This is a genomic window from Methylomonas sp. BW4-1 (assembly GCF_052474385.1).
On record NZ_CP184125.1, the window covers coordinates 540,224 to 564,915 of the forward strand.

General features: G+C 50.8%; 21 protein-coding genes. 13 read left to right on the forward strand and 8 right to left on the reverse strand.

The window, feature by feature from the left end; genetic code table 11:
* Positions 1-66 precede the first annotated feature (66 nt).
* The 10 genes from smc (at position 67) to ACH5Y9_RS02475 (ending at position 11,274) form a co-directional block, all read left to right on the forward strand.
* Positions 67-3,567: a chromosome segregation protein SMC gene (gene smc / locus ACH5Y9_RS02430; RefSeq protein ID WP_445368382.1), complete on the forward strand. Its 3,501-nt coding sequence runs from the start codon at positions 67-69 to the stop codon at positions 3,565-3,567.
* Positions 3,567-4,304 (forward strand): cell division protein ZipA C-terminal FtsZ-binding domain-containing protein, encoded by a 738-nt coding sequence (locus tag ACH5Y9_RS02435; RefSeq protein WP_445368383.1) that lies wholly within the window; start codon positions 3,567-3,569, stop codon positions 4,302-4,304. The genes smc and ACH5Y9_RS02435 overlap by 1 nt, the downstream gene beginning before the upstream one ends.
* Positions 4,305-4,375: 71 nt before the next feature.
* Positions 4,376-6,175, forward strand: a complete 1,800-nt coding sequence (gene lepA / locus ACH5Y9_RS02440) for a translation elongation factor 4 (protein WP_445368384.1) — start codon at positions 4,376-4,378, stop codon at positions 6,173-6,175.
* 12 nt (positions 6,176-6,187) lie between these two features.
* A complete protein-coding gene (gene lepB / locus ACH5Y9_RS02445) occupies positions 6,188-6,964 on the forward strand; it encodes a signal peptidase I (protein ID WP_033155536.1) in 777 nt (258 codons plus the stop codon).
* A gap of 96 nt (positions 6,965-7,060) precedes the next feature.
* Positions 7,061-7,438, forward strand: coding sequence for a DUF4845 domain-containing protein (locus ACH5Y9_RS02450; protein WP_033155535.1), 378 nt, complete (start codon positions 7,061-7,063; stop codon positions 7,436-7,438).
* Complete coding sequence (gene rnc / locus ACH5Y9_RS02455; RefSeq protein WP_205450973.1) at positions 7,435-8,118, forward strand: ribonuclease III; 684 nt, start codon at positions 7,435-7,437, stop codon at positions 8,116-8,118. The genes ACH5Y9_RS02450 and rnc overlap by 4 nt, the downstream gene beginning before the upstream one ends.
* A complete protein-coding gene (gene era / locus ACH5Y9_RS02460) occupies positions 8,115-9,005 on the forward strand; it encodes a GTPase Era (RefSeq protein WP_445368385.1) in 891 nt (296 codons plus the stop codon). Before rnc ends, era begins: the two co-directional genes overlap by 4 nt.
* Positions 9,005-9,706, forward strand: a complete 702-nt coding sequence (recO, locus tag ACH5Y9_RS02465) for a DNA repair protein RecO (RefSeq protein WP_445368386.1) — start codon at positions 9,005-9,007, stop codon at positions 9,704-9,706. Before era ends, recO begins: the two co-directional genes overlap by 1 nt.
* Before the next feature lie 73 nt (positions 9,707-9,779).
* Positions 9,780-10,523 carry a pyridoxine 5'-phosphate synthase gene (pdxJ, locus tag ACH5Y9_RS02470; RefSeq protein ID WP_445368387.1) on the forward strand — a complete coding sequence of 248 codons (744 nt, stop codon included), beginning with the start codon at positions 9,780-9,782 and terminating at the stop codon, positions 10,521-10,523.
* Positions 10,524-10,527: 4 nt separating this feature from the next.
* Positions 10,528-11,274, forward strand: coding sequence for a PP2C family protein-serine/threonine phosphatase (locus tag ACH5Y9_RS02475; RefSeq protein ID WP_445368388.1), 747 nt, complete (start codon positions 10,528-10,530; stop codon positions 11,272-11,274).
* Between the two features lie 54 nt (positions 11,275-11,328).
* On the opposite strand, the gene ACH5Y9_RS02480 is transcribed toward ACH5Y9_RS02475, so the two are convergent.
* The 5 genes from ACH5Y9_RS02480 to epmB all read right to left on the reverse strand — a co-directional run bounded on the left by ACH5Y9_RS02480 (position 11,329) and on the right by epmB (position 19,121).
* Positions 11,329-12,282, reverse strand: a complete 954-nt coding sequence (locus tag ACH5Y9_RS02480; protein WP_033155529.1) for a sigma-54 interaction domain-containing protein — start codon at positions 12,280-12,282, stop codon at positions 11,329-11,331.
* Positions 12,283-12,293: 11 nt separating this feature from the next.
* A complete protein-coding gene (locus ACH5Y9_RS02485; protein WP_445368389.1) occupies positions 12,294-13,019 on the reverse strand; it encodes a sulfite exporter TauE/SafE family protein in 726 nt (241 codons plus the stop codon).
* 89 nt (positions 13,020-13,108) lie between these two features.
* Positions 13,109-14,032: a diguanylate cyclase domain-containing protein gene (locus ACH5Y9_RS02490; RefSeq protein ID WP_205450969.1), complete on the reverse strand. Its 924-nt coding sequence runs from the start codon at positions 14,030-14,032 to the stop codon at positions 13,109-13,111.
* 4 nt (positions 14,033-14,036) lie between these two features.
* A complete protein-coding gene (locus ACH5Y9_RS02495) occupies positions 14,037-18,035 on the reverse strand; it encodes a PAS domain-containing protein (protein WP_445368390.1) in 3,999 nt (1,332 codons plus the stop codon).
* Positions 18,036-18,134: 99 nt separating this feature from the next.
* On the reverse strand, positions 18,135-19,121 hold the full coding sequence (gene epmB, locus ACH5Y9_RS02500) for an EF-P beta-lysylation protein EpmB (protein WP_445368391.1): 987 nt from the start codon (positions 19,119-19,121) through the stop codon (positions 18,135-18,137).
* A 73-nt stretch (positions 19,122-19,194) separates the two neighbouring features.
* Here epmB and efp point away from each other — a divergent pair, with 73 nt between their 5' ends.
* Positions 19,195-19,764: an elongation factor P gene (efp, locus tag ACH5Y9_RS02505; protein WP_033155525.1), complete on the forward strand. Its 570-nt coding sequence runs from the start codon at positions 19,195-19,197 to the stop codon at positions 19,762-19,764.
* A complete protein-coding gene (gene epmA / locus ACH5Y9_RS02510) occupies positions 19,761-20,738 on the forward strand; it encodes an EF-P lysine aminoacylase EpmA (RefSeq protein ID WP_033155524.1) in 978 nt (325 codons plus the stop codon). Before efp ends, epmA begins: the two co-directional genes overlap by 4 nt.
* Before the next feature lie 67 nt (positions 20,739-20,805).
* Here epmA and ACH5Y9_RS02515 read toward each other — a convergent pair whose 3' ends face one another.
* The 3 genes from ACH5Y9_RS02515 to ACH5Y9_RS02525 form a co-directional block, all read right to left on the reverse strand.
* On the reverse strand, positions 20,806-21,105 hold the full coding sequence (locus ACH5Y9_RS02515; RefSeq protein ID WP_445368392.1) for a hypothetical protein: 300 nt from the start codon (positions 21,103-21,105) through the stop codon (positions 20,806-20,808).
* A 247-nt stretch (positions 21,106-21,352) separates the two neighbouring features.
* Positions 21,353-23,143, reverse strand: coding sequence for an aspartate--tRNA ligase (gene aspS, locus ACH5Y9_RS02520; RefSeq protein WP_445368393.1), 1,791 nt, complete (start codon positions 23,141-23,143; stop codon positions 21,353-21,355).
* Between the two features lie 89 nt (positions 23,144-23,232).
* The gene (locus ACH5Y9_RS02525) at positions 23,233-23,496 is read right to left on the reverse strand and encodes an FmdB family zinc ribbon protein (RefSeq protein ID WP_445368394.1); all 264 of its coding nucleotides are present in this window, start codon (positions 23,494-23,496) and stop codon (positions 23,233-23,235) included.
* A 113-nt stretch (positions 23,497-23,609) separates the two neighbouring features.
* Here ACH5Y9_RS02525 and pyrC point away from each other — a divergent pair, with 113 nt between their 5' ends.
* Positions 23,610-24,647 carry a dihydroorotase gene (pyrC, locus tag ACH5Y9_RS02530; RefSeq protein WP_445368395.1) on the forward strand — a complete coding sequence of 346 codons (1,038 nt, stop codon included), beginning with the start codon at positions 23,610-23,612 and terminating at the stop codon, positions 24,645-24,647.
* Positions 24,648-24,692: the final 45 nt, after the last annotated feature.

Below are 24,692 nucleotides of genomic sequence, written 5' to 3' on the forward strand. Positions count from 1 at the left end.
AATCGAAACGGCATTTCGACGATAATAGCCGGCTTTGTAAACGGTCTTGAACGTCATAAATCAGGCATGAAGCTGGAAAAAATCAAACTTTCGGGTTTCAAATCCTTTGTCGATCCCACCACGATACCGATCAATGGCAATCTGACCGCGATCGTCGGGCCGAACGGTTGCGGCAAATCCAATATCATCGACGCGGTGCGCTGGGTGATGGGCGAGAGCTCGGCCAAGCATTTGCGCGGCGGCAATATGGCGGACGTGATTTTTAACGGTTCGTCGGGCCGTAAACCTGTCAGCATGGCGTCGGTGGAACTGGTATTCGACAACAGCGAAGGCAAGGCCGGCGGGGAATATTCACAGTACGCCACCATTTCCATCAAGCGCCAGGTCAGCCGCGACGGCCAATCGCTGTTCATGCTCAACGGCTCCAAATGTCGGCGTAAAGATATTACCGATCTGTTCTTGGGCACCGGTCTCGGTTCGCGCAGCTATGCGATCATCGAGCAGGGCACGATTTCCCGAATGGTCGAAGCCAAGCCCGAAGACTTGCGGGTGCATATCGAGGAAGCGGCGGGTGTTTCCAAATATAAAGAGCGGCGTTCGGAAACCGAAACCCGCATGCGCCATACCCGCGAAAATCTGGAGCGGCTGAACGACTTGCGCGACGAAGTCGAAAAGCAAATCAAGAATTTGGCCAAGCAGGCCGAGAAGGCCGAGAAGTACACCGAACTGAAAAAGCAGGAGCGCCAGTACAAGCAAGAGTTGCTGGCGATGCGCTGGCAAAATTTTCAGCGTTCGGCGCAGAAGCTGGAAGAAAAACTGCAAAGTATCGCCGCCGAGCACAATCGTTTGTTCGTGTTGCTGCGCGATACCGAAAAAGCCATGGAGCTTAAACGCGGCGAACAAAAAGCCCAGCAGCAGCATTTGGATAGTACCCAAGCCGAATATTATGCGGTGGTCGCCGAAGTTAGTCGGCTGGAGCAGGCCATCAAGCACAACCAAAAAAGCCACGAAGAAACCCTGGTCGAAATCAATCGCTTGAAACTGCAAGCTGAGCAGGCGCAATCCGAATGCGAGCAGGATCGGCAGCAATTGGAGGAAATCCGTCAGACCTTGCTGGAAGCTGAAGAAACCATGATCGTTGCCCGCGAGCGTGAGGAAGACTTGCTGGGCATTCAGCAAGACGCGCATCTGCAAAAGCAGCAATGGCAGCAGCAGTGGGAAGCTTTTTTGGCGGAAAACGCCGGCTACCGCGAACAAGCCGAAGTACAGCGGACCAAGCTGGTGCAGCTGGAAAATCAAAACCGGCAGTTGCAGACGCGCTTAGACAAATTAAATGGCGAACGCGGTGGCCTGGCAGACACCCAATTGCAACTGGAATTGGAAACCCTGGATAGCAGTATCGAATTGATCGAAGCCGAACGCGAGCAATTGCAGCAGCAACTGGAAGTCGTGCTGCAACGCATCGCGGAACTGCGGCCGGCCATCAAGCAACTTCACGACAGCCTGCACGCCAGCCGAGCCGAGTTGCAAAAGGTCAACGGCAAGATCAGTTCCTTGGAGTTATTGCAGCAGCATGCGATGGGCAAGGATAAAAAAGAGCTGAGCGCCTGGCTGGAACAGGTGGGTTTGGAGCAACAGCCACGATTGGCCGAGTTCCTGGATGCTGAAGAAGGTTGGGAAACCGCGGTGGAAACGGTGTTGGGCAGTTACCTGGAAGCGATCTGTGTGGATAGCGCCGATTCTATACTGGGCGAGTTGCAGGATTTGACCAAGCAATCGTTGGTGGTGTTCGAAACGCATGCTAGCCCATCTAGTGTTAGTCCCGATTCGGTGGCTTTGGCGAGTAAGCTGCGCAGTCGCTGGGATTTATCCAGTTTGTTGAGCGGCATTTACTGCGCGGAGACCCTGCAACAAGCCCGGCAAATGCATCTGCAGGCGCACGAGTCGGTGGTATTGGCCGACGGCACTTGGTTGGGCAAGGACTGGATCAAAATCAGCCGTGGTAGCGACAGCAAGGCCGGGGTACTGCATAGGGAAAAGGAATTACGCGAACTGAAGCAGCGGCAAAGCGAATTGCAGATGATGATAGCCGAGGACGAAGAGCAATTAGCCAACTCCGAACACGAATTGAAGGCCGCCGAAAACAATCGAGAGCAATATCAACAAAAGGAAAAGCTGCTCAGCGCCGAGTTTTCCGCAAAAAGCGCCGAATATAGTGCGCAATCGGCCCGTTTCGAACAGCAAAAGCGCCGCCTGGAGCAACTCGATCACGAAATCGAAGAAATCAGCCAGCATCTTGCCGAAAACGCCGAAAGCATCTCCGAAGCGGAGATGATCAAGCAAGATGCCGAGCAAGCTTTAGGCGATCTGGGCGAAAAAAAAACCGAATTGGAACAACTGAATCAGCAAATTCAAGCCCAGCAGCAAAACACCGATGCCTCGGTCGATGAAGCGCGTCGACATTTGCACAGGTTGCATGCGCAAATCGAATCGCTGAAGTCCTCGGAAATACTGACTGCCAAACAGATCGAGCGTTTGCAATTGCAACATCAGCAATCCGCTGATCGAATCGCTGAATTGGAAAACAAGTTGCATTTTTCATTAGCGCCGCTCGACGATGAGAAAATGCAGTTGGAAGAGTTGTTGGAAAGAAAAGCCGAATTCGAGGATAACTTGCAGTCCGAGCGCCAGGCGCAACAAGCCAGCGAACAGACGGTCAGTCAGTTAGCCGAGCAATATTCGCAAACGCAGCGCTCCTTGGAAAAACAAAAAGAAGCTTTGGATCAGGTGCGTTTTGAGCAACAAGACAGCCGGGTACGACAGCAAACGATTGCCGAACAGCTCACCGAGGTCGACGCCGACCCGGAGGTGATATTGACCAATCTAACCGAAGGCGCGAGCGAAACGAAATGGAAAAATGCCGTCGACGAGCTGACTGATCAAATAGAAAAGTTGGGCTCCATCAATCTGACTGCCATCGAAGAGTTCAAAACCCAGTCCGAACGGATGAAATTTTTAAACGAGCAGCATGACGACTTGGTTGATGCATTGAATACGTTGGATCAGGCCATCAGCAAGATCGACAAGGAAAGTCGCCAACGCTTTAAAGAGACTTTCGACAAGATCAATAACGGTTTGAAAGAAAAGTTTCCGCGTTTGTTCGGTGGCGGTCAGGCTTATCTGGAGCTCACCGAAGACGATTTGCTGGAAGCCGGCGTCAACATCATCGCCCGGCCACCCGGCAAGCGCAACAGCTCTATTCATTTGTTGTCCGGCGGCGAAAAGGCCTTGACGGCGGTGGCCTTGGTTTTTTCTATTTTTGAACTGAATCCGGCGCCATTCTGTTTGCTGGATGAAGTGGACGCGCCGCTCGACGATGCTAATGTCGTGCGCTTTTCGCAGATGGTGGAAGACATGTCGGCAACCGTACAGTTTTTGTATATTTCGCACAACAAAGTCACAATGGAAATTGCAAAACATCTGGCAGGTGTTACCATGAAGGAGCCTGGAGTATCCAGAATGGTGGCGGTTGATATTGATGAAGCAGTGAGCATGGCAGAAAGCTAATGGATAAAGAATTATTAAGAGTCGTGATTATTTTGATCGGCGTGCTGGTGATGATCGGCATGGTGTTGTGGCATTTCGTCAAGTCGTTGCGAGAAAGACGCACCCCTGACGATTATTACGACGAGGACTCTTACGACGACCGAGTGGTTGACGAGTTTTCGGTCGAGGAAGACGACGACGAGATGGATGTATTTGCGTTAGGCAACGAGTTGGTTGATGGAGATGCTCTGTTAGACGATCAAGCCATCAAGCCCAGCCCAAAACCTTCTGCCGATGCTGTGCGCAAGGATGTCGAGAAAAAACAAGCCGCGACCTTGGCTAATTCGCGGCGTTTGGAATTGCCGGCTTTGATCGAGTTCAGCATCGTTGCCCGTGCCGACCAAGGCTTTAATGGCGAAGATCTGTTCGAGGCTTTCGAACGTGTGGGCTTGCGCTATGGCAGTGTGCGGGTATTCGAGCGGGTGGATGCCAATCGCATGGTCGATTTCGCAGTCGCCAGCATGGTTGACCCCGGTACTTTCCCGGACACCGGGCTACAAGATTTTTATTGCCCCGGCATCGTGTTTTTTATGCAACCGCGCGAAGTCGATGCGCCGTTGGCGGTATTCGATGATTTCATGGAAACCATCGATACGTTGGCCGACGAACTTGACGGCGTGGTCTGGGACAACCAGCGGCAGCCGTTGACTGCCGAAACCGTCGCGCAATTCAGACAAATACTGGCTAAGGCCGCCTAAAGCAGTACCTCGCGGGGGCAGGGCAGCTACCGCATTTATTCTGTAAACCTAACGAATTAACTAGAAGCTAAGTGGATCAAAAAAATATCAGAAATTTCTCCATCATTGCCCATATCGATCACGGGAAATCGACATTGGCAGACCGATTTATTCAAATTTGTGGCGGCTTAAGCGACCGGGAAATGGAGGCGCAGGTACTCGATTCCATGGATCTGGAGCGGGAGCGTGGTATTACCATCAAGGCGCAAAGCGTCACCCTGGATTACAAGGCCAGTGACGGCGTCACCTATCAGCTGAACTTTATCGACACGCCGGGCCACGTGGACTTTTCCTATGAAGTTTCGCGTTCGCTGGCGGCTTGCGAGGGTGCCTTGCTGGTCGTCGATGCGGCTCAAGGCGTCGAAGCGCAAAGCGTCGCTAACTGCTACACCGCCATCGAACAAGGTTTGGAAGTCGTGCCGGTCTTGAATAAGATCGATTTGCCGTCAGCTGAGCCCGAGCGGGTGATGGAAGAAATCGAGAATGTGATCGGCATTCCGGCCGATGAAGCTTTGAAGATCAGCGCGAAGACCGGCATTGGTGTCGAAGCCGTGCTGGATCAACTGATTCAAAAGATTCCACCGCCGGCCGGCGATGAAAATGCGCCGTTACAGGCTTTAATCATCGATTCCTGGTTCGACAACTATCTGGGCGTGGTGTCCTTGGTGCGCATCGTCAACGGTAGTTTGCGGAAAAAGCAAAAAATTACCGTGATGTCGACCGGAAAGTCATTTCTGGTTGATAAATTGGGCGTTTATACCCCCAAACAATTGGAAAAGCAGCAACTCAACACCGGTGAGGTGGGATTCATTGTTGCCGGCATCAAGGACATTTTCGGCGCGCCGGTCGGCGACACCATTACGGCTACCGACAATCCAGCCAGTGAAGTACTGCCGGGGTTTGAAAAAGTCCAGCCGCGGGTGTTTGCTGGTTTGTATCCGGTCAGTTCCGATGATTTCGGCGCCATGCGCGAAGCCTTGGATAAATTGCGTCTGAATGACTCGGCACTCAATTACGAACCGGAAACCTCGCAAGCGCTGGGTTTTGGCTTTCGTTGCGGCTTCCTCGGCATGCTACATATGGAGATCGTCCAGGAACGGCTGGAGCGCGAATACAACATCGATCTGATTACCACCGCGCCGACTGTTATTTACGAAGTGGAAACCCATGGCGGCGAGGTCGTTATGGTCGACAATCCGGCTAAGCTGCCGGATGTCGGCACCATTGTCGAGATTCGCGAACCGATTATTCAGGCCAATATTCTGGTGCCGCAGGCCTACTTGGGTAACGTGATCAATCTGTGTATCGAAAAACGCGGCATCCAAAAAAACATGCAGTATGCCGGTAGCCAAGTATCGCTTAGCTACGAACTACCGATGAGTGAAGTAGTGCTGGATTTCTTTGATCGTTTGAAATCCTGTAGCCGCGGCTATGCGTCTTTCGATTACGAATTTTTGCGCTTCGAACCTGCGCCGCTGGTTAAGCTGGACGTCTTGATCAATGGCGACAAAGTCGATGCCTTGTCTATTATTGTGCATCGGGATTTGAGTCAGAACCGTGGTCGAGATTTAGTCGAAAAGATGAAAGATCTGATTCCGCGGCAGATGTACGAAGTGGCGATTCAGGCGGCTATTGGTGCCAAGGTCATCGCCCGCTCTACCGTAAAAGCCATGCGCAAAAATGTCACAGCCAAATGTTATGGTGGCGACATTACCCGTAAGAAAAAGCTGCTGGAAAAACAGAAAGCCGGTAAGAAACGCATGAAGCAGGTGGGTAGTATCGAGATTCCACAGGAAGCCTTCCTGGCGGTGTTGCAGGTCAATAAAGAGTAATAACGATCAATTATGGATTACGATTTTTCATTTTTTCTGGTGGTAGCCAGTTTTGTCACCGGCGTTGTCTGGGGTGGCTATAGCTTATATCTGAAGCGGGCCAATCTGCCTTATCCTACTGAGAACGAGCCGTTACTGGTCGAATATGCCCGTTCGTTTTTTCCGGTGGTGTTGATCGTATTGTTGCTGCGCTCGTTTCTGTTCGAACCCTTCCGGATTCCCTCGGGATCGATGATGCCGACATTGTTGGTCGGTGATTTTATTTTGGTGAATAAATTCAGTTATGGAGTGCGCTTACCTGTGCTGAACACCAAGGTTATCGAAATGGGTGAGCCCAAGCGCGGCGATATCGTGGTGTTCAGGTTTCCGAAACAGCCGGAAGTCGATTACATCAAACGAGTGATAGGTTTGCCGGGTGACCGCGTCGCTTACTTTGATAAAAAGCTTTACGTCAACGGCGTACCCGCCAAGCAAGTGTCTTTGGGACGTTATCAAGGCGTCGGGCAGGGCAGCAATATGAGCGGTGCCGAGCGGCTGGAAGAGGATTTGTTGGGGGTTGAGCATTCCATCCTGGTAAGTCACGGGGCTTCGTCTGTAGAGGATGTGTTCGTCGTGCCGCAGGGTCAGTATTTCGTCATGGGCGATAACCGCGATAACAGTAATGACAGTCGTTATTGGGGTACGGTACCGGAAGCTAATCTGGTGGGTAGAGCCTTTTTTATCTGGATGAATTGGGACTGGCAAAATAACGGTATTGCTTTCGACCGGCTAGGCACAGTGCTGCGTTGAGAGGTTTGCTGTTAGATAATCCGAAAAAACAATGCTTAATGCGGTGGACTCTCAACAGTCGTCGGTTTATTTCTAATTTTTCTTGGGGGTAGTGTTATGCCGTCATCATTAAAAAAACAACGCGGTTTAACCTTTCTGTCCATTGCCTTTATTTTGGCGTTAATTGGTTTTTTTACCTTATTGATTCTAAAAATTGCGCCGATTTATATCAATCATAGCCGGGTGGTAAACGCCTTGAAAGCGGTGGAAAACACTACCGATATAGTGACTAAAACTAAGTCTGATATAAAGGGTAGCTTGGAAAAACGCTTTGATATGAATTATGTAGAGCACGTCACCAATGACAATATCAAAATTGTCGCGCAACCCGGCTATGTACGGGTTGACATCGACTACGAGCGAGTGGAGCCCATTATGGGTAATTTGAGTGTGTTGGTTGAATTCCACGAGGGATTCGAAGCTGGCAATAAGTGATTAAAAAGCCTGAAACTCTAGCCGGTAAGTTGGGTTTAACCTTTAACGATCCCAGCTTATTTACGATGGCTTTGACTCATCGCAGCATGGGGGCCAGAAACAACGAGCGCCTGGAATATCTGGGCGATTCCGTGTTGGGCTTCGTGATCGCCCAAAAACTATACGAACTGTTCCCCGAGGCGGGAGAGGGCGCCTTAAGTCGGCTGCGGGCCAGTTTGGTCAACCAGAATTCGCTGGCGGAAGTGGCCAGGCAGCACAATATCGGTGATTATCTAATTCTAGGTTCCGGCGAACTGAAAAGCGGCGGTTTCCGTAGAGATTCGATTTTGTCGGATGCGTTGGAAGCCATCATGGGGGCCTTGCTGAAAGACCAAGGCGTTGAGGTTTGTCAGCAGTGGATATTGCGATTATTCGATGACAAGCTGGCCGCGCTGAAAGTAGACGATTGGACCAAAGACCCGAAAACCCGTTTGCAGGAGTTGATGCAAGCCAGCCGTAAACCCTTGCCGATTTACGAATTGGTCAGCATGTCCGGCGCGGATCATGCCCAAACCTTTGAAGTGAAATGCACCATCGCATTAACACCGGAAACCCGAAATGGCGTAGGTATTTCCAGAAAAAAGGCCGAGCAGGCTGCTGCCGAAAATATGTTAAATTTTTTACAATCCAGGGATAAATGAACTGCGGATATGTTGCTTTAATCGGTAGGCCCAATGTCGGCAAATCGACGCTGATGAATCACTTGCTGGGTCAGAAGCTCAGTATCACCTCAAGAAAACCGCAAACTACCCGGCACCGAATTCTGGGTATCAAGACGACAGCCGCTGGTCAAGCCATCTTCATGGACACACCGGGCATGCACAGCGACGAAAAAAAGGTATTGAACCGTTATCTGAATAAGACTGCGGACAGCACCTTGCTGGGAGTCGATGTCGTGATTTGGTTGCTGGACGGCCTGTATTGGCACGACTACGACGAGAAGATTTTCAAGAAACTCGAGCAAGCCGGACTGCCGGTTATCTTGGCAATCAACAAGGTCGATAAAATCAAGGATAAGGATGCGGTGTTGAAGTTTTTCGCCGAGGCCCAGCAAAAATATCCCTTTCAGCATATCGTGCCGGTTTCGGCCTTGAAGAATACCAATCTTGATGTATTGGAGCAGCATATCATGGCCTTGCTGCCCAAGGCCGAGCTGATTTATCCGGAAGATCAAATCACTGACCGGCCGGAGCGCTTTTTTGCCGCCGAAATTATTCGCGAAAAACTAACCCGGCGTTTGGGTGACGAATTACCTTATGCGCTGACTGTCGAAATCGAACGCTACGAGGAGTTTCCGGAGCTTTGCAAAATATACGCGGCGATTTTGGTCGAGCGAGATAGCCAGAAAAGTATCGTCATCGGTAAGCAAGGCGAAATGCTGAAAAAAGTCGGTAGCGAGGCGCGGGTTGATATTGAAAAATTGATCGGCCAAAAAGTCTATCTGGAATTGTGGGTCAAAGTGAAAAAGGGTTGGTCGGATAACGAGCGCGCCTTACAGAGTTTAGGTTTTAGCGATTTTGGCCATTAATGAGCGGCTTGGCCGTTTATTTACAGCCGGCGTTTGTTCTGCAGCATCGGCCATACCGGGAAACCAGTGTATTGTTAGAGGTTTTCACGCGGGATTTTGGCGTGATGTCCATGCTTGCCAAGGGTGTGCGTAAGGAAAAGTCGAAAATTGCCGGGTTGTTATTGCCTTTCAGTGCATTGCGGCTGTCATTTATCGATAAAAACGAACTAAAAATTCTGTCTCAGGTGGAATACGTCGACAGCTACCCTTTAGAGCGCTTGGCGCTTTACTGCGGATTTTATGTGAACGAGTTGGTGCAACTATTCGTGCACAAAGACGATCCCCAGCCCGAGATATTTAGCTGCTACGAGCGCTGCTTGAGTGGTTTATTGCTTGGTGAATGTATCGAGCAGACTCTGCGTTATTTTGAACTGGATTTGTTGCAAGAAGCTGGCTACGCCGTTGCGATGGATTCGGAAGCTAACGGTAATCCCATCAAGATAGGTCAGCGCTACAATTTTTTAGCTGATTTCGGCATGGTCGCGGATAACGAAGGTTTGGTCGCTGGTGAAACCTTGTCAATATTGGCCGCAAGGGCTTCGTTGGAAGGCCGCGCTCTGCTCGAAGCCAAACTGCTCTTCAGAAAAATGCTGGATGGACATTTGCAAGGCAGACAGTTGAAAAGTAGGGATGTCCTGGCAAAAATTATTAAGTATTTATAGGCGAAAGACAAAGATCAGGATAGGTTGACCGTCTTTCATCCCTCTTTCTCATCCGCTTGCGGACCAATATTCAATGGAAAAACAAATCATCTTATTAGGTGTCAACATCGACCATGTTGCGACCTTGCGTCAGGCGAGAGGTACTCGTTATCCCGAGCCGGTGCAGGCTGCGCTGATCGCCGAGCAAGCCGGTGCCGACGGCATTACCGCGCATTTGCGCGAAGACAGACGGCATATTCAGGACAGAGATATTTATTTGTTAAAGAATATGTTGCACACCCGGTTGAATCTGGAAATGGCAGTGACGGATGCCATGTTGGCGTTTGCGGTTAAAGTTGAGCCGCAAGCTTGTTGTTTGGTACCGGAGCGCCGAGAAGAATTGACGACCGAAGGCGGTCTGGATGTGGCAGGCGCCGCGGAAAAGATGCGTTCTGCCTGCCAACAATTGGCGGATGCGAATATAGAAGTCTCCTTGTTTATCGATCCGGATTGTCGGCAAATCGATGCGGCGGTCCAGGCGGGGGCGCCGGTGGTGGAGTTACATACCGGCCGCTATGCCGATGCTGCAAGTAAACCAGAGCGGGAGCAAGAATTGCAACGAATCCGCACGGCTGCGGCTTACGCGCACCAAGCAGGATTACAAGTCAATGCCGGCCACGGCTTGAATATCGCCAATGTGGAGGCTATTTGCCGGATTGATCAGATTGTCGAGCTAAATATTGGTCATTCTTTGATTGCACAGGCTTTGTTTTCCGGCTTGGATAGTGCGGTCAGGGATATGAAGCGCGTCATGCGGGAGTCGCGTTTACACGGTTGATGTAATGCAGAAAGAACTCGAGTTTTATCAATTAACTTCGATAGGCAATCGCGAGGTCAATCAGGATTGCATGGCGCACCGGGTGTGCTCTGATTACGCATTATTTGTGGTCGCTGACGGATTAGGCGGACATTACTCCGGCGAAAAAGCTTCACAATTTTTTTGCCGTAGCTTGATTGCTCTGGCGGAAAAATATCATGGTCATATAGCCTCAGTGAAGGCAGAAACGGTCATGGCTGCTTGGATTGCGGAAGCTGTTAGGAATATGAGTGAACTATTTGCCGACGATCCGTTTGCAAGCGATGCCCACACCACCTGTGCAATCCTGTATCTGGACCAGGAACGAGCGATAGTGGCGCATTGCGGAGATTCGCGAGTTTATCGGATCAATTCCGAGCAAGTTCTATGGCGTACAAAAGATCATTCTGTGCCCCAACAACTGTTTAACGAGGGAAAAATCAGCGAATGGGAGATGGGTGTTCATCCCGATCAGCATAAGCTGACCCGAAGTATCAATGTGTTGACTGCGCCTGCGGTGGATATTGCCTGTTTCCCACCGATGAAATGCGGCGAAACCTTTCTGCTCTGTAGCGACGGTTTTTGGGAGTTTGTAAAGGAACAGGAATTGTTGGCGTTATCGCAAGAGGGTAGCGGAAAGCCGGAGTTGCAGAAGATGGCAAAAATGGCAGTGTTACGAGCCCAAGGTAAAAGCGATAATGTTACTGTGCAGTGGGTCAGGCGGCGGCGTTAGCTGTTTAAGTGGAGGCTGGGGCTGAACCATGCAGCCCCCGGTAAACCGTATGGCTTAGTGTGTTGCCAAGCCGTGCTTTTGAATCCGGTAAAGCAAGGTGTCTCTGGAAATGCCCAATAAGCGCGCCGATTTGCTGCGATTGCCTTTGGTTCTGTTCAAAGCTTGCAGAATCATATCTGCTTCCAGTGCATCTAGTTGTAGACCCAACTCCGGCAAAGTAAAGTCCGAGCTGACTGTTATTGCGCTGCGGTTGAATTCGTGGGGCAGATTTTCCGGCTCGATTACTTTGCCCGCCAGCAGAATGCTTAGTCTTTCGCAAAGATTGCGCAATTCACGTACATTGCCCGGCCATTTGTAGCTGCGCAGCGTTTTTATGGCTTGTCTGCTGAAAGTAGGCGGTTCCAGGGAATGTGCGGCCGAGAAGTGTGTGAAAAAGTGTTTCGCCAGTATTTCTATATCTTCGGTGCGCTGATGTAATGCCGGCAATTCCAGCGGCACTACATTTAAGCGAAAATACAAGTCCTGACGAAATTGACCGTTTTCTATCAGTTTGGTGAGGTCGGCATTGGAGGCAGCAATCACGCGCACATTCACCATGTAGGGTTTGGTGCCGCCAACGGGTAAACATTCTCCCGACTCCAGAAAGCGCAAAAGTTTTGCCTGGATTCCCAAGGGTAAGGAATTGATTTCGTCCAGAAACAAAGTGCCGCCATCGGCTGCCTGAAACAAACCTTGCTTGTCCGATACTGCGCCGGTAAAAGCGCCTTTCTTATGGCCGAATATTTCTGATTCAACCAGACCCTCAGGGAGTGCTGCGCAATTTAAGGCGATGAAAGGTTTATTTGCGCGCGGGCTATCCTTTTGAATGGCCGTTGCCAGTACTTCTTTTCCCGTGCCGGTTTCGCCTTTGATCAGCACGGTAACGTCGGTCGCCGCAACGATACGAGCGCTGCGAATCAATGCTTCGATTGCGGGAGATTGTCCAATAATAGGATCGAAGTTATCCACTGTAAAACCTCTCAAAACGTCATGATGTGTTCAACGCGCATCGGATAGAGCCATGGGAAGGCTGCCAATAGCGCAAAGATAATAAACAAGGCTGCCACCGCGTGTTTAAAGTGCCGGATTTTCGAAAGCCTCGCCAGTAATGAGGTCATTATACCGACACCCATTACGGCAGGTAAAGTGCCCAATCCAAATGCTAACATCGTGAGCGCGCTGTGGGTAATGCTCCCCGTGGTAACTGCTAGTGCCAATGCCGTATAAATCAGGCCACAGGGTAGCCAGCCCCACACCATACCAAACAACAAAGCTTGGGTGCGGTTTTGTACCGGAATCAATCGGCGGCCGAATGGTTCGATCAGTTTCCAGAAGCGTGCGCCCATTTTTTCTATATAGGCAAAATACGGAAACCAGCCGCCAAGGTAAAGCCCTGCACCCGCCATCACCACGGCGGAGAGGAGTTGCAAAAATCTGTGCGCTTGGCCTTGAGCAAAAGGTAAAGTTAAGAAGGCCTCCAGCACGCCAACCAAGGCACCGGCCATCGCGTAGCTGAGAACCCGACCGATGTTGTAATTCAGCACGATGCCGAACAGACGGCGCTTGTCGTTACGAAGTTCGGGTTTCAGACTGTAAGTTAGGGTGCCGATAATGGAGCCGCACATGCCTATGCAATGCAGGCTGCCGAATAAACCCATTACAAACGCGGCAAGATAGGAAGCATTAAAGTCGAGGTAAAGATGCATAAACAAAAAGCCGAGGTAATAAGGTATCGAGTGGATTAGCGGGGATTATAGACGCTTTCCGAAACGGGAACGACGCGCAGATCTCTAAACTACCTGCCGTTGGACAAGTTATTCGCGCAGATACGATTCCGCCCTTGATGCTTGGCCTGATATAACGCATCGTCCGCTGCTTTCAATAAACTGGCAACGTCGTCGAACGTGTGGGCCTGTAGCGTCGCAACGCCGAGGGATATGGTCACGAAATTGTTGGGATTGTTCTGCGTATGCCGTATTTTCAGGTTCTCTATGGTTTCGCGGTATTGCTCGGCACGCATTAGGGCGCCTATGCTGTCGGTGTTGGGAAGCAGGATGGCGAACTCTTCACCGCCCAATCTTGCTACCAAGTCTTCGGGTCTGTGGGTAATTGTTTGTAAGGCACGCGCCACCCGTTTCAGGCACTCGTCGCCCATAGGGTGGCCAAAGTAGTCGTTAAATTGTTTGAAATTGTCAATATCGGCAATTAACAACGAGAGCGGCATGCCGGTGCGTTTGGACTGGTTCCATTGGCGTTCCAGGGCGGCGTCAAACGCTCTGCGGTTGGGTATCTCGGTCAGTCCATCCAGCGATGCCAGTTTTTCCAATAAATCGGATTTGGTTTTTAGCTGTATTTGAGTGCGTACTCTTGCTAAAACAATCGACGGCGAAAACGGTTTGGTGATGTAGTCGCTACCGCCGATTCGAAAACCGTGCACCTCATCTTCTTCCGAATGTTTGGCGGTCAGAAAAATAATCGGAATATTGCGGGTTTTATCCGATGACTTGAGCTGATGGCATATTTCATAACCATCCATGTCGTCCAGCATGATGTCCAGTAGGATCAGATCGGGAAGCTGGCTGGTGGCGATATGTAACGCCAGTTCGCTATGCACGGCTACTTTTACCGTGTAATGGGGTTCGAGAATATTCTTGATAAGATCCAGATTTTCCGGGCTATCGTCCACGGCCAGAATGGTATGCGTGTTTCTACTTTCCATTTTCCTATATCCGATGTTCCAGTATGTGGTTGAGAGCTTGCGCGGCATCTACAAACTGGTAATTGGCAATTTGTTTTTTGATGGGCAATAAGATTTGCAGCAGAGCTTTATCATCGATATGGCGCATAATCCGCTCAAGTTGCTGGTCCGAGTCGGAATCGAAGGTTTGCAGTTTATCAATCAATATGGCCAGCTGTTGCCGAGTTTCCAGTGTCGAGTAGCGCAGTTCACCGTCGCTGTGGCTTTCGCTGTTGGCCAAATTACTGTTGATACTGCTGATAACCTTGCTCATCTCCAGTGTTGTGGCGGCAATATTACTATCGATATACGGTACGTCGGCAATATTGGCGCGGAAATCGATTAGCGACTCTTCCAGCCGTACTAAGTGGCTTTGCAAGTGTAACGCTCCGAGGGAGCCGACTAAGCCTTTCAAAGTATGGACTAATTGATAGGCCTTGTCGTGCTGGTTATGTATGAAGGCTTGGCCGATTTCGTTCATGGTATCCGCATGGTTTTCAGCAAATTTTAGTAACACTTTTCGATAGACGGCAAGATTCCCGGCCGTATGTTGTAAGCCGGCCGAGGTGTCTATGCCATACAGATAAGGAAGCGGATTGCTTTCCAACTGTTCGCTGTTGGGATCGGTCTGGGGTATCCCGTCGGCTCGCGGTTTAATCCATTTTGCCAGCGTGGCGTAAAGCGTTTCCGGTAATATCGGTTTGCTGATGAAATCGTCCATATCGGCTTGAAAGCATTTGTTGCGATCATTACTCATTGCGTTAGCGGTCATCGCTATGACCGGCAAGGTTTGACAGCCGGGGAGTGTTCGTAGTTGTTTGGTGGTTTGATAGCCATCCATCACCGGCATTTGCACATCCATTAGCACGCAGTCGTAAGTGGTTTGTTGCAGTTTGCCCAAGGCGATTTCGCCGTTTTCGGCCACGTCGACTTGCAAATGTGCTTGTTCCAGCAACTCGATGGCCACAATTCGATTCACTTCGTTGTCTTCAACCAGCAATACTCGGGCGCCGCTGATATGTTGCAATTTCCCCGTATCGAGGGGGAGCTTTTGTTGGTATTGCGCATTGCGTATCGAAGCAAGGCTGGTAATGCCCAGTTTGACGCTAAAGGTAAATGTAGAGCCCAGGTTTTCTTGGCTGGTGACGCTTATCGTTCCGCCCATTTGTTCTACCAATTGTTTGGAAATGATCAGGCCCAAGCCCGTGCCGCCGTAATGACGTGTGACGCTACTGTCCCCTTGGCTGAACGCCTGGAATAGTTTGGCTTGTTTTTCTGCATTCATGCCGATGCCGGTATCGCTGATACTAAACTGCAAACAAGTCTGTTGCGCAGAGCGCTTAAGTTCGGTGAGCGTGACTCTTACCTCTCCATGTTCGGTAAATTTGATCGCATTCCCGATCAGATTGATAAAAATTTGCCTTAGCCGTTGCGGGTCGCCGATCACCGGGAGAAAAGTTAGCGTCTTAGGTGGGCGAATCAAGGCTATGCCTTTGCTGGCGCAAAGTTCCGACATCGTGGAAAACACCTTGTCCAGCATTTCTTCCAATAGAAAGGGTACGGATTCCAGTTGCATTTTTCCGGCTTCCATTTTGGAAAAGTCCAGAATGTCGTCAATGATGGTCATCAACGAGCGTGACGCGGTTTCCACTCTTTCCAGGTAGTCGCGCTGTTTGGCGGAGATGCTGCTGTTCAGACATAATTCAACCAAGCCGATAATGGCATTCATCGGCGTGCGGATTTCGTGGCTCATATTGGCGAGAAATTCCGATTTTACCCGTGTTGCCTGTTCTGCCTGCTGCTTGGCTTCCAAAAGCCGTTGCTCGGTTTGCAGCCGGTCGGTGATGTCTTGCATGGTGCCTTGAACGCCAGTGGGTTTGTCATTAACGTCGCGAATAACTTGTCCGCGTTGGTGGACATGACGAATTTGGTCGTTACCGAGCACTATCCGATGTCTGAAATCGAGACTGCCGCTACTGATCGCGTTTTGCATCGATGTTTTGAAAAAGCTTTGGTCGTCCGGATGAATCAGCGTGCTTAAAATGCTGGAAAAGTTGGGGGTAAAAACCGCTTTAATGGTTGCGGTGATCCGATACATTTCGTCCGACCAGCTAAAGTGATTGCCCGGCAAATGCCAATGCCAATCGCCGATATGGGAAATACTTTGCGCATCCAGTAAGCGCTGTTTTTGGTCTTGCAGTGCATTGATGGCACGGCTGCGTTCCAGTTCGGCGGTAATTTGCAACGCGAATAATTTCAGGGTGTCTGTGGCAAAGGTAGTATCGGGAATCGGCCGACAGTAGGATACCGAGATAAATCCGAAACTATTTTGTTGTTTGTCGTGTAATGGAATGCCCAGATAACCTTGAATTTGTTGGCGTCGCAGCCAGTCGGCGTCGGGGAATCGTTCCGCTGCGTCGTGTTCGACACAACAAATAGTGTCGGCGGCCACCTCGCGGCAAGGCGAATTATCTAGGCTGAATTCGCGGTTACCGACAATTTTGCCTTTTGCGCAAAGCGATAGGCTACGGGCACGCCCATTGCCCGTTGTTTCGGCAATTAATGCAAAATCGGCTCCCAGGGTTTCCACGGTCAATAGCGTCAGATTATCCAGCAGCGACGTGGCACTTTGCGGCAGGTTGCTGGAGACGATATTCCTAATCACACTGGATTGCTGACGCTGCTGAGTGATGTCACTCACCAGACCCTGATAGTCGATAATCTTGCCTTGCTCGTTGCGCACCACCATCTTGCGGTCTTGCACCCATTTTATGCCGCCGTTTTGGGCGACGATGCGATAGGGTTGATGCGCTATTTCGGAACAGTCCGGATCGTTGCGGCAGGTGGCTATCTCGCGAAGGAAAACCCCGACATCGTCAGGATGGATCAGGTTTAGATAAAACAGATTGCCGGTAATCAATTGTTCGACACTGTAGCCGAATAGCTGGCGGGCGTTCTCAGTGGCGAACTCTATCGGTAATCCTTCGGAATTATTCCATTTCAATACCACTGCCGCGCTCTGGCTGATAATTTGATAGGCGCGTTGCAGATTATGCTCCGACTGCTTACGCACGCTGATGTCTTGGTGCGTGCCGCATAGCCGGCTTGGAGCGCCGCTGACCGGATCGTACGCGACAACGGCGCCGGAACCTTGTATCCATACCCAATGGCCGAGTTTATGGCGCATGCGAAATTCCACGACATAGGGGCGGTCGGAGGCTATATGTTTGGCAACGAATTGTTTCACTCGTTGTCTGTCGTCCGGATGCAGGCGTTTGTCCCAGTCGCTGACATAGTTATCCAGCTCGTCATGGCTGAGGCCCAACATGTCCAGCCAACGTTGATTCACGGAATGTTCGCCGCTTAGATAATTCCAATCCCAGTAGCCTAGCTGGGCGCCGTCTATGACCAGGGCCAATTGTTCTTCAACTTGTTTTCGCGGCGTGATGTCGATATGGAACTGAATTAATTCGCTGTTGTTCTGCGTGGACAGACGGGTAAGCGAGATTTGCTGCCATGTTTGATTTGGAAAGGCAAAGTCGCTGGCCTGCATAGCCTTGCCGGCCATGATATGTTGGCATAAGGGGCACTCTGTTTCGGCATGGTGGGTCGGGTGAAACCAGGCGTGTATGGTTTGTCCGACTAATTCCGCCGGGGACTTGCCCACCGACAAAGCGGCTGCCTGGTTGGCATGGCGAATAATCCCCTGATTATCGACCACGATGGCGGATTGGGCGAGATGGTCGTAAAAGTCGCCGATGGGTGTCAGTCCGGAGGATAAAATTTGCCGATTTGACAGCAGTTCGCTAAAAATCAACAAGACAGCCAGTCCGGGCAGCAAAACTATCAATATTTTGGTCAGCTCACTCGTGCCGTTTGTGTTTTGATAGAGCACAACGGTAATCTCACCTATCAACAGTAAACACACTGCGACCAGCACGAACCGGCGTATCTGATTGGCAGTATTGGCAAGTTTATCTGTCATAGTTTGCTGATGTCGGGGATCTGGCCGGGAGGGACGGGAAAAATCTTAGACCGGGTATCGGTAAATGTGAATCCATGTCGCCGGAAAACTGTCCGGTGCTCAGCAAATTGGGATTTTATAGGCTGCTCCGGCCTGTTCTTTAACCAGCTTGGGAACCAGATAACCGGGTAGATGGCTTTGCATATCTTCGAGCAATTGCCGGGCGGTGGTTTCGGAGACTTCAAAATGACCGGTGCCGCTGGCGTGATCCAGTACATGCAGGTAGTAAGGCAAAATACCTAGTTCAAACAGCTTTTCGCTCAGTTCGCAGAGAGTGCGGCCGGCATCGTTAACTCCCTTTAGCAGAACGCTTTGGTTCAATAAAGTGATGCCGTGGCGGCGTAAATCGCCGCAAATAGCTCCAACGGCAACACTCAGCTCATTCGCATGATTGGCGTGAAATACCATCACAACTTGTTGCGACAGGCTGGAGAAAGAGTTGAGCAGTGGTTGGGTGATGCGCATTGGTAGCACGATGGGCACTCGGCTATGAATGCGAATACGTTTGATATGTTCAATCTCACCTAACCGTGCCAACAGCTGGCCGAGTTTTTCGTCATTTAGCAGCAAGGGGTCGCCGCCACTGAGGATGACTTCGCTGATTTCCGGATGGCTAATGATGTAGCTAAGCGCTTGTTGAACTTTTTGCGTCGACAACTGCAACTCCGTATACGGGAAATTGCGTCGAAAACAGTACCGGCAGTGCACCGCGCAAGCGCCGGTGCTGATCAACAATACCCGGCCATGATACTTATGAATGATACCTGCTTCGGCGACCGCGCCGAGGTCGCCTACCGGATCATGGCTGTAGCCGGGATAGTCGATCAGTTCGTTCTGAGTCGGCAGCACTTGTCTCAGCAAGGGGTCATTTGGATCGCCGCGGCGCATGCAATCAGCAAAGCCGCGCGGCACACGGAGCGGAAAGGCTTTGAAATCCGGCAGCATTGCCACGCTGCCTGTTGAAATATTCAAATAGTCACAAAGGGCCTCGACGCTGGTAAATGCGTCGGCCAGCGCCTGTTGCCAGCCGGCGGTTTGGGTGTTCAATGCTGCTCCGGTTTCCGATTAAAAATCTTATCCATTATAATCGTCCGACTATTATTTGTTTCACGAGGAAAAAATGGCGACTTTTAGCACCAACGAGTTCAAGGGCGGTTTGAAAATCATGCTGGACAACGACCCTTGTTCGATTATCGAAAACGAGTTTGTTAAGCCGGGTAAGGGGCAGGCGTTCAATCGGGTCAGGATCAGAAATCTGAAAACCGGCCGCGTCATCGAGCGTACCTTCAAATCCGGCGATACCGTCGAAGGTGCGGACGTCGTTGATAAAGAAATGCAGTATCTGTATAGCGATGGCGAATTCTGGCATTTCATGGTGCCCGATACTTTTGAACAGTATCAAGCCGATAAAAATGCGGTGTCCGATGCGATCAAATGGCTGAAAGAGCAAGACATCTGCACGATGACCTTGTGGAACGACTCACCACTGTCCGTAACACCTCCCAACTTCGTGGAATTGGCAATTACCGAAACCGATCCTGGTTTGAAAGGCGATACTTCTGGCGGTGGCGGCAAACCGGCTACGCTGGAATCCGGTGCCGTGGTGCGCGTACCCTTGTTTGTACAAATCGGCGAAGTCATTAAAGTCGATACTCGCACCGGCGAGTACGTGTCCCGCGTCAAAGAGTGACGGTAAGCTGGCAGCCGAGCTGCCCACTCGAGCATTTGCGCACTCGCGCGCAAATGCTGGCGGCGACACGGCGTTTTTTCGAGGCACGGGATGTGCTGGAAGTCGAGACGCCGCTATTGTGCCCAGCCACCGGTACCGACCCGCAGCTGGATTTTTTCAGCAGTCAGTTTAACTTCCCCCCCACCCGACCCACTCTGTTTCTGCAAACCTCGCCTGAGTTCGCGATGAAACGGTTGTTGGCCGACGGCAGCGGCAGTATTTATCAGATCTGCAAGGCGTTTAGGAACGGCGAAGCCGGGCGCTATCACAATCCGGAATTCACGATTTTGGAATGGTATCGGGTCGGCTACGATTTGCGGCAATTGATGGCGGAAGTCGCCGAATTATTGTTGCAGTTGTTGCAACCTTTTCATGCCGCATTGCCAACCAAACAAATCAGCTACCAACAATTATTTTTGGACGCCACCGGCTTGGATCCCTTGGTATTTTGCAACAGCGATTATCAAGCTTATGCGGCTGCGAATGAGCTTCCGGAGGCTGTCGACCTATGCGGCGACGATCATGCCTTGTGGCTGGATTTTATTTTTAGCCATTGTGTCCAGCGGACGATGGATAAAGATACGATTTATTTGCTGCATAGCTATCCGGCGATACAGTCTTCGCTGGCGCGCCTGCATGTTGATGATTCAAGGGTCAGTGAGCGTTTTGAGGTATTCATCAATGGTGTGGAACTGGGTAATGGTTTTTATGAGCTTGCGGATCCGCAAGAGCAGGAGGCGCGTTTTGATAAGGAAATTGCTTATCGGCTAAGCCACGACTTGCCGGTAGTTAGCAAAGATGAAGCATTTTTGCAGGCATTGAAATTCGGTTTGCCGGATTGCAGCGGGGTAGCAATTGGTTTGGATCGGCTGCTGATGATTGCTCTGGGCAGCGAGTCTATCAGTGATGTGCTGGCTTTTCCGGTCCGCGTTTGAGGCTCAATGTTGAAAGGCTTGAAAAAACTCCCCCTTCGCCGAAGGGGGATGTAGTCGGTAGGTGTCCCTAAAAACGATTAATCGATTTGTTTAGTAGGGCCAGTCTGAGCGAGCTTTTTTGCTGGTCCGGGTGGTCTGCGGCATCTAGCGCTGTTTGTATGTCGTCTACGAAAAAACGTCTAAGGCCGCGGCCAAGGCGATGCGCCAGCACCGCTAGAGCGTGATCTTTGTCTAGGTAGGCCACGGGTTCGCGACCCTTGCGGTAACTGTGTAGCGCTCTTCTGACTGTGCCGCACAGATAGCACTCTGCACCCTCAGGAAGAGTGGCGTTCAAATCGCGAAGTAGATGTGGAGTTATTTTATTCATAGCATCCCCCTCCTCATTCGGAGTGTTGGGCGGTAATCCCTATGCCATGCGAAGATCCGCAACCGGGATCTGTTATTTAATAAAAATAGCGTGATTAACTTATCAATTTGGCAAAAAAAGTCAACGAGTATTTGGTGGGCTTTTTTGACGTATATCAAGACCTTGGTTCACTGCTTGCTAAGGTATCGCAGGTGGCAAGCTTAACAAGAACAAAGGGCGGACAAGTTAGCCCGCCCTCAGATTTATTTTAATCCTGCTTTTCGGTTTTGCCGGCAGGGTTACGCAACCTGATGCCCAATTCTTTCAATTGTTCTTCGCTGACCAATGCCGGTGCATTGAATAACGGGCATGCGGCAGTTTGGGTTTTCGGGAACGCGATCACATCGCGGATCGAGCTGGCTCCGGTCATCAACATGACCAAGCGGTCCAAACCAAAGGCGATACCGCCGTGGGGCGGTGCACCGTATTTCAAGGCATCCAAAAGGAAGCCGAATTTTTCGCGGGCTTCTTCGTGGCCAATACCCAGAATGTCGAATACGGTTTGCTGCATCGCGGTGCGGTTGATCCGGATCGAGCCGCCGCCGACTTCGGTGCCGTTCAGCACCAAATCGTAAGCGCGCGACAATGCCGTACCAGGATTAGCGACCAAATCTTCCACCGAGCAGCTCGGCGCGGTGAACGGGTGATGGATAGCTGTAAAGCGTTGGGCTTTTTCGTCCCAGGCAAACATTGGGAAATCCACGACCCACAAGGGTTTCCAAGGTCCGGTCAACAGGTTGCGGTCCAATCCCAATTTAACCCGCAAGGCGCCCATCGCTTCGTTGACGATGCCGGTTTTGTCGGCACCGAAGAAAATCAAATCGCCATTGTGCGCACCGACTTTTTCCATTACCTTGGCCCAGACCTCAGCCGGAGCGAATTTGACGATAGGCGATTGCAAGCCTTCGACGCCGGCCGCCAAGTCGTTGACTTTGATATAAGCCAAGCCTTTAGCACCGTAGATGCCGACGAACTTGGTGAGTTCGTCGATCACGCTACGGCTCAAGTCGCCGCCTTCAGGCAATTTCATTGCCACGACGCGGCCGTTTGGATCGTTGGCGGGGCCGGAGAAGACTTTGAAATCCACGCCTTTCATTTCCTCTGCGATATCTACCAGTTCCAGCGGGATACGCAGGTCCGGACGGTCCGAACCGTAACGATTCATGGCTTCGGCATAACTCATGACCGGGAATTTGTCGCCCAAATCCACGTCGATAATATCCTTGAACAAGCGACGAATCATTTCTTCCATCACCGCCATGATCTCTTGTTCATTCATGAACGAAGTTTCGATATCCAGCTGGGTAAATTCCGGCTGGCGATCAGCACGCAAATCTTCGTCGCGGAAGCAACGTACTACCTGGTAGTAACGGTCCATGCCGGCAATCATCAGCAATTGTTTGTAAAGTTGAGGCGATTGCGGCAAGGCGAAGAATGAGTTCTGGTGGGTCCTGCTTGGGACGATGTAATCGCGCGCACCTTCCGGGGTTGCCTTGGTCAAATAAGGGGTTTCGATTTCGAAAAACTCGTGATCGTCCAGATATTGACGTAGGTTGCGGGTGACGTCGCGGCGCACTTTCATTTTTTGCTGCATCGCGGTGCGGCGCAGATCGATGTAACGGAAACGCAGGCGGGTCTCTTCGTTGACTTCGATATCGCTCTCCAACGGGAACGGCGGGGTTTCCGACTCGTTCAATACTTCGATATGCTTACCCAGTACTTCGATTTGGCCGGTGGACATGTTCGGGTTATGCGTGCCTTCAGGGCGGTCGCGGACGATGCCTTCGATACGCAGTACATATTCACTGCGCACGTGTTCGGCAATCGCAAAGCTTTCGGCCATATCGGGATCGAACACCACTTGCACCAGGCCGGCGCGGTCTCTCAAGTCGATAAAAATAACGCCGCCGTGGTCGCGGCGACGATGGACCCAGCCGCACAGGGCAACGGTTTGACCTAAATGTTGGGTGTTCAATTCTCCACACTTGTGGCTACGCATAGTTGTTCTCGGGTTAATCAAAATACGGGGATAGGTAAAAATTAGGAAGTGCCAGTCGTTTCGGAAAACTGGCAGTTACCATGAGATTCCTAATGGTTATGGTTGGGGCAGCCGCTGCAACTGCTGGCTTTTTCGGGGGCTTTGTTTTCGCCGGCGACGTTTTTCTTGGTGCCACTTTTAAAATCGGTTTCGTACCAGCCGCCGCCTTTCAAACGAAATCCCGCTGCGGAAATTTTCTTTTTTAATTCCGCTTCATTGCAGGCCGGGCAAACGATTAAGGGCTCGGCACCCAGTTTTTGCAGGGCTTCGTGTTCATGTCCGCAAGCATTGCATTGGTATTCGTAAATAGGCATCTGCTTCTCCAGTTGAAAGTGTTTAAATCGGCTTACTAAGGGCGGGGTTTTAATTTTTCAAGGCCCTTAATGTTAGAATAACTGGCTATTTTAAATGAAAACGCCCGGAGATTATGGATAAATTGACCATCCGCCAACCCGACGATTGGCATTTGCACGTCAGGACCGGCAGTATTTTAAAAACCGTGATAGGTCATACGGCTAGGCAGTTCGGTCGCGCTATTATCATGCCGAATCTGAAACCTCCAGTCACAACGGTCGCTCAGGCTTTGCTTTACAGGCAGGAAATTTTGGCAGCTTTGCCGCGAGAGTCCACGTTTCAGCCTTTGATGACTTTGTATCTAACGGCAAGTACCTCCGTTGAGGAAATCAAAAAGGTGGCCGATGCCGAGCATGTTCATGCCTTCAAGCTATATCCGGCCGGAGCAACCACCAATTCCGATGCCGGAGTCGCCGACATTGAAGCGGCTTATCCTTTATTTACGGCGATGGAGCAATACGGCGTACCACTATTACTCCACGGCGAAGTGACGGATGCGGAATACGATATTTTTGACCGCGAAAAACTGTTTATCGATAACAAGCTAAGCAAGATTACCCGGCAATTTCCGGCACTACGCATCGTTGTAGAGCATTTGACGACCCAGGAAGCGGTACAATTTGTCGAAGCTGCATCCGAGAATATCGCCGCGACTATTACCCCGCAGCATTTGCTCTATAACCGCAATGCCATTTTGGCGGGCGGTATTCGTCCGCATTTCTATTGTTTGCCTATCTTAAAGCGCGAGCATCATCGCCAAGCCCTGATAAATGCGGCTACCAGCGCTAATCCCAAATTTTTCCTTGGTACCGATAGTGCGCCGCATTTAACTGGGTTGAAGGAAAATAGCTGCGGTTGCGCCGGTTGTTACAGCGCGCATGCGGCATTGGAATTGTATGCCGAAGCCTTCGAGCAGGTTGGCGCACTGGACAAGCTGGAAGGCTTCGCCAGTTTTTATGGTGCGGATTTTTACGGTTTGCCGCACAATTCCGCGAGCGTTACTTTAGAAAAGCAAGCCTGGATGGTACCGGAAGCGTATGCCGATACGGGTGGCACTATTACACCGTTACGGGCTGGCGAGAGTTTGTCGTGGCGCTTAGTCGTCGCCTGATTCCTTATGATTAATGGGGCAATTCAACCCGCTTAGTGGTTTGTT

Coding starts and splice junctions, on each gene's coding strand:
- smc (WP_445368382.1), top strand. CDS start 67: ATGAAGCTGGAAAAAATCAAACTTTCGGGTTTCAAATCCTTTGTCGAT.
- ACH5Y9_RS02435 (WP_445368383.1), top strand. CDS start 3,567: ATGGATAAAGAATTATTAAGAGTCGTGATTATTTTGATCGGCGTGCTG.
- lepB (WP_033155536.1), top strand. CDS start 6,188: ATGGATTACGATTTTTCATTTTTTCTGGTGGTAGCCAGTTTTGTCACC.
- ACH5Y9_RS02450 (WP_033155535.1), top strand. CDS start 7,061: ATGCCGTCATCATTAAAAAAACAACGCGGTTTAACCTTTCTGTCCATT.
- era (WP_445368385.1), top strand. CDS start 8,115: ATGAACTGCGGATATGTTGCTTTAATCGGTAGGCCCAATGTCGGCAAA.
- recO (WP_445368386.1), top strand. CDS start 9,005: ATGAGCGGCTTGGCCGTTTATTTACAGCCGGCGTTTGTTCTGCAGCAT.
- pdxJ (WP_445368387.1), top strand. CDS start 9,780: ATGGAAAAACAAATCATCTTATTAGGTGTCAACATCGACCATGTTGCG.
- ACH5Y9_RS02475 (WP_445368388.1), top strand. CDS start 10,528: ATGCAGAAAGAACTCGAGTTTTATCAATTAACTTCGATAGGCAATCGC.
- ACH5Y9_RS02485 (WP_445368389.1), bottom strand. CDS start 13,019: ATGCATCTTTACCTCGACTTTAATGCTTCCTATCTTGCCGCGTTTGTA.
- ACH5Y9_RS02490 (WP_205450969.1), bottom strand. CDS start 14,032: ATGGAAAGTAGAAACACGCATACCATTCTGGCCGTGGACGATAGCCCG.
- ACH5Y9_RS02495 (WP_445368390.1), bottom strand. CDS start 18,035: ATGACAGATAAACTTGCCAATACTGCCAATCAGATACGCCGGTTCGTG.
- efp (WP_033155525.1), top strand. CDS start 19,195: ATGGCGACTTTTAGCACCAACGAGTTCAAGGGCGGTTTGAAAATCATG.
- ACH5Y9_RS02515 (WP_445368392.1), bottom strand. CDS start 21,105: ATGAATAAAATAACTCCACATCTACTTCGCGATTTGAACGCCACTCTT.
- aspS (WP_445368393.1), bottom strand. CDS start 23,143: ATGCGTAGCCACAAGTGTGGAGAATTGAACACCCAACATTTAGGTCAA.
- ACH5Y9_RS02525 (WP_445368394.1), bottom strand. CDS start 23,496: ATGCCTATTTACGAATACCAATGCAATGCTTGCGGACATGAACACGAA.
- pyrC (WP_445368395.1), top strand. CDS start 23,610: ATGGATAAATTGACCATCCGCCAACCCGACGATTGGCATTTGCACGTC.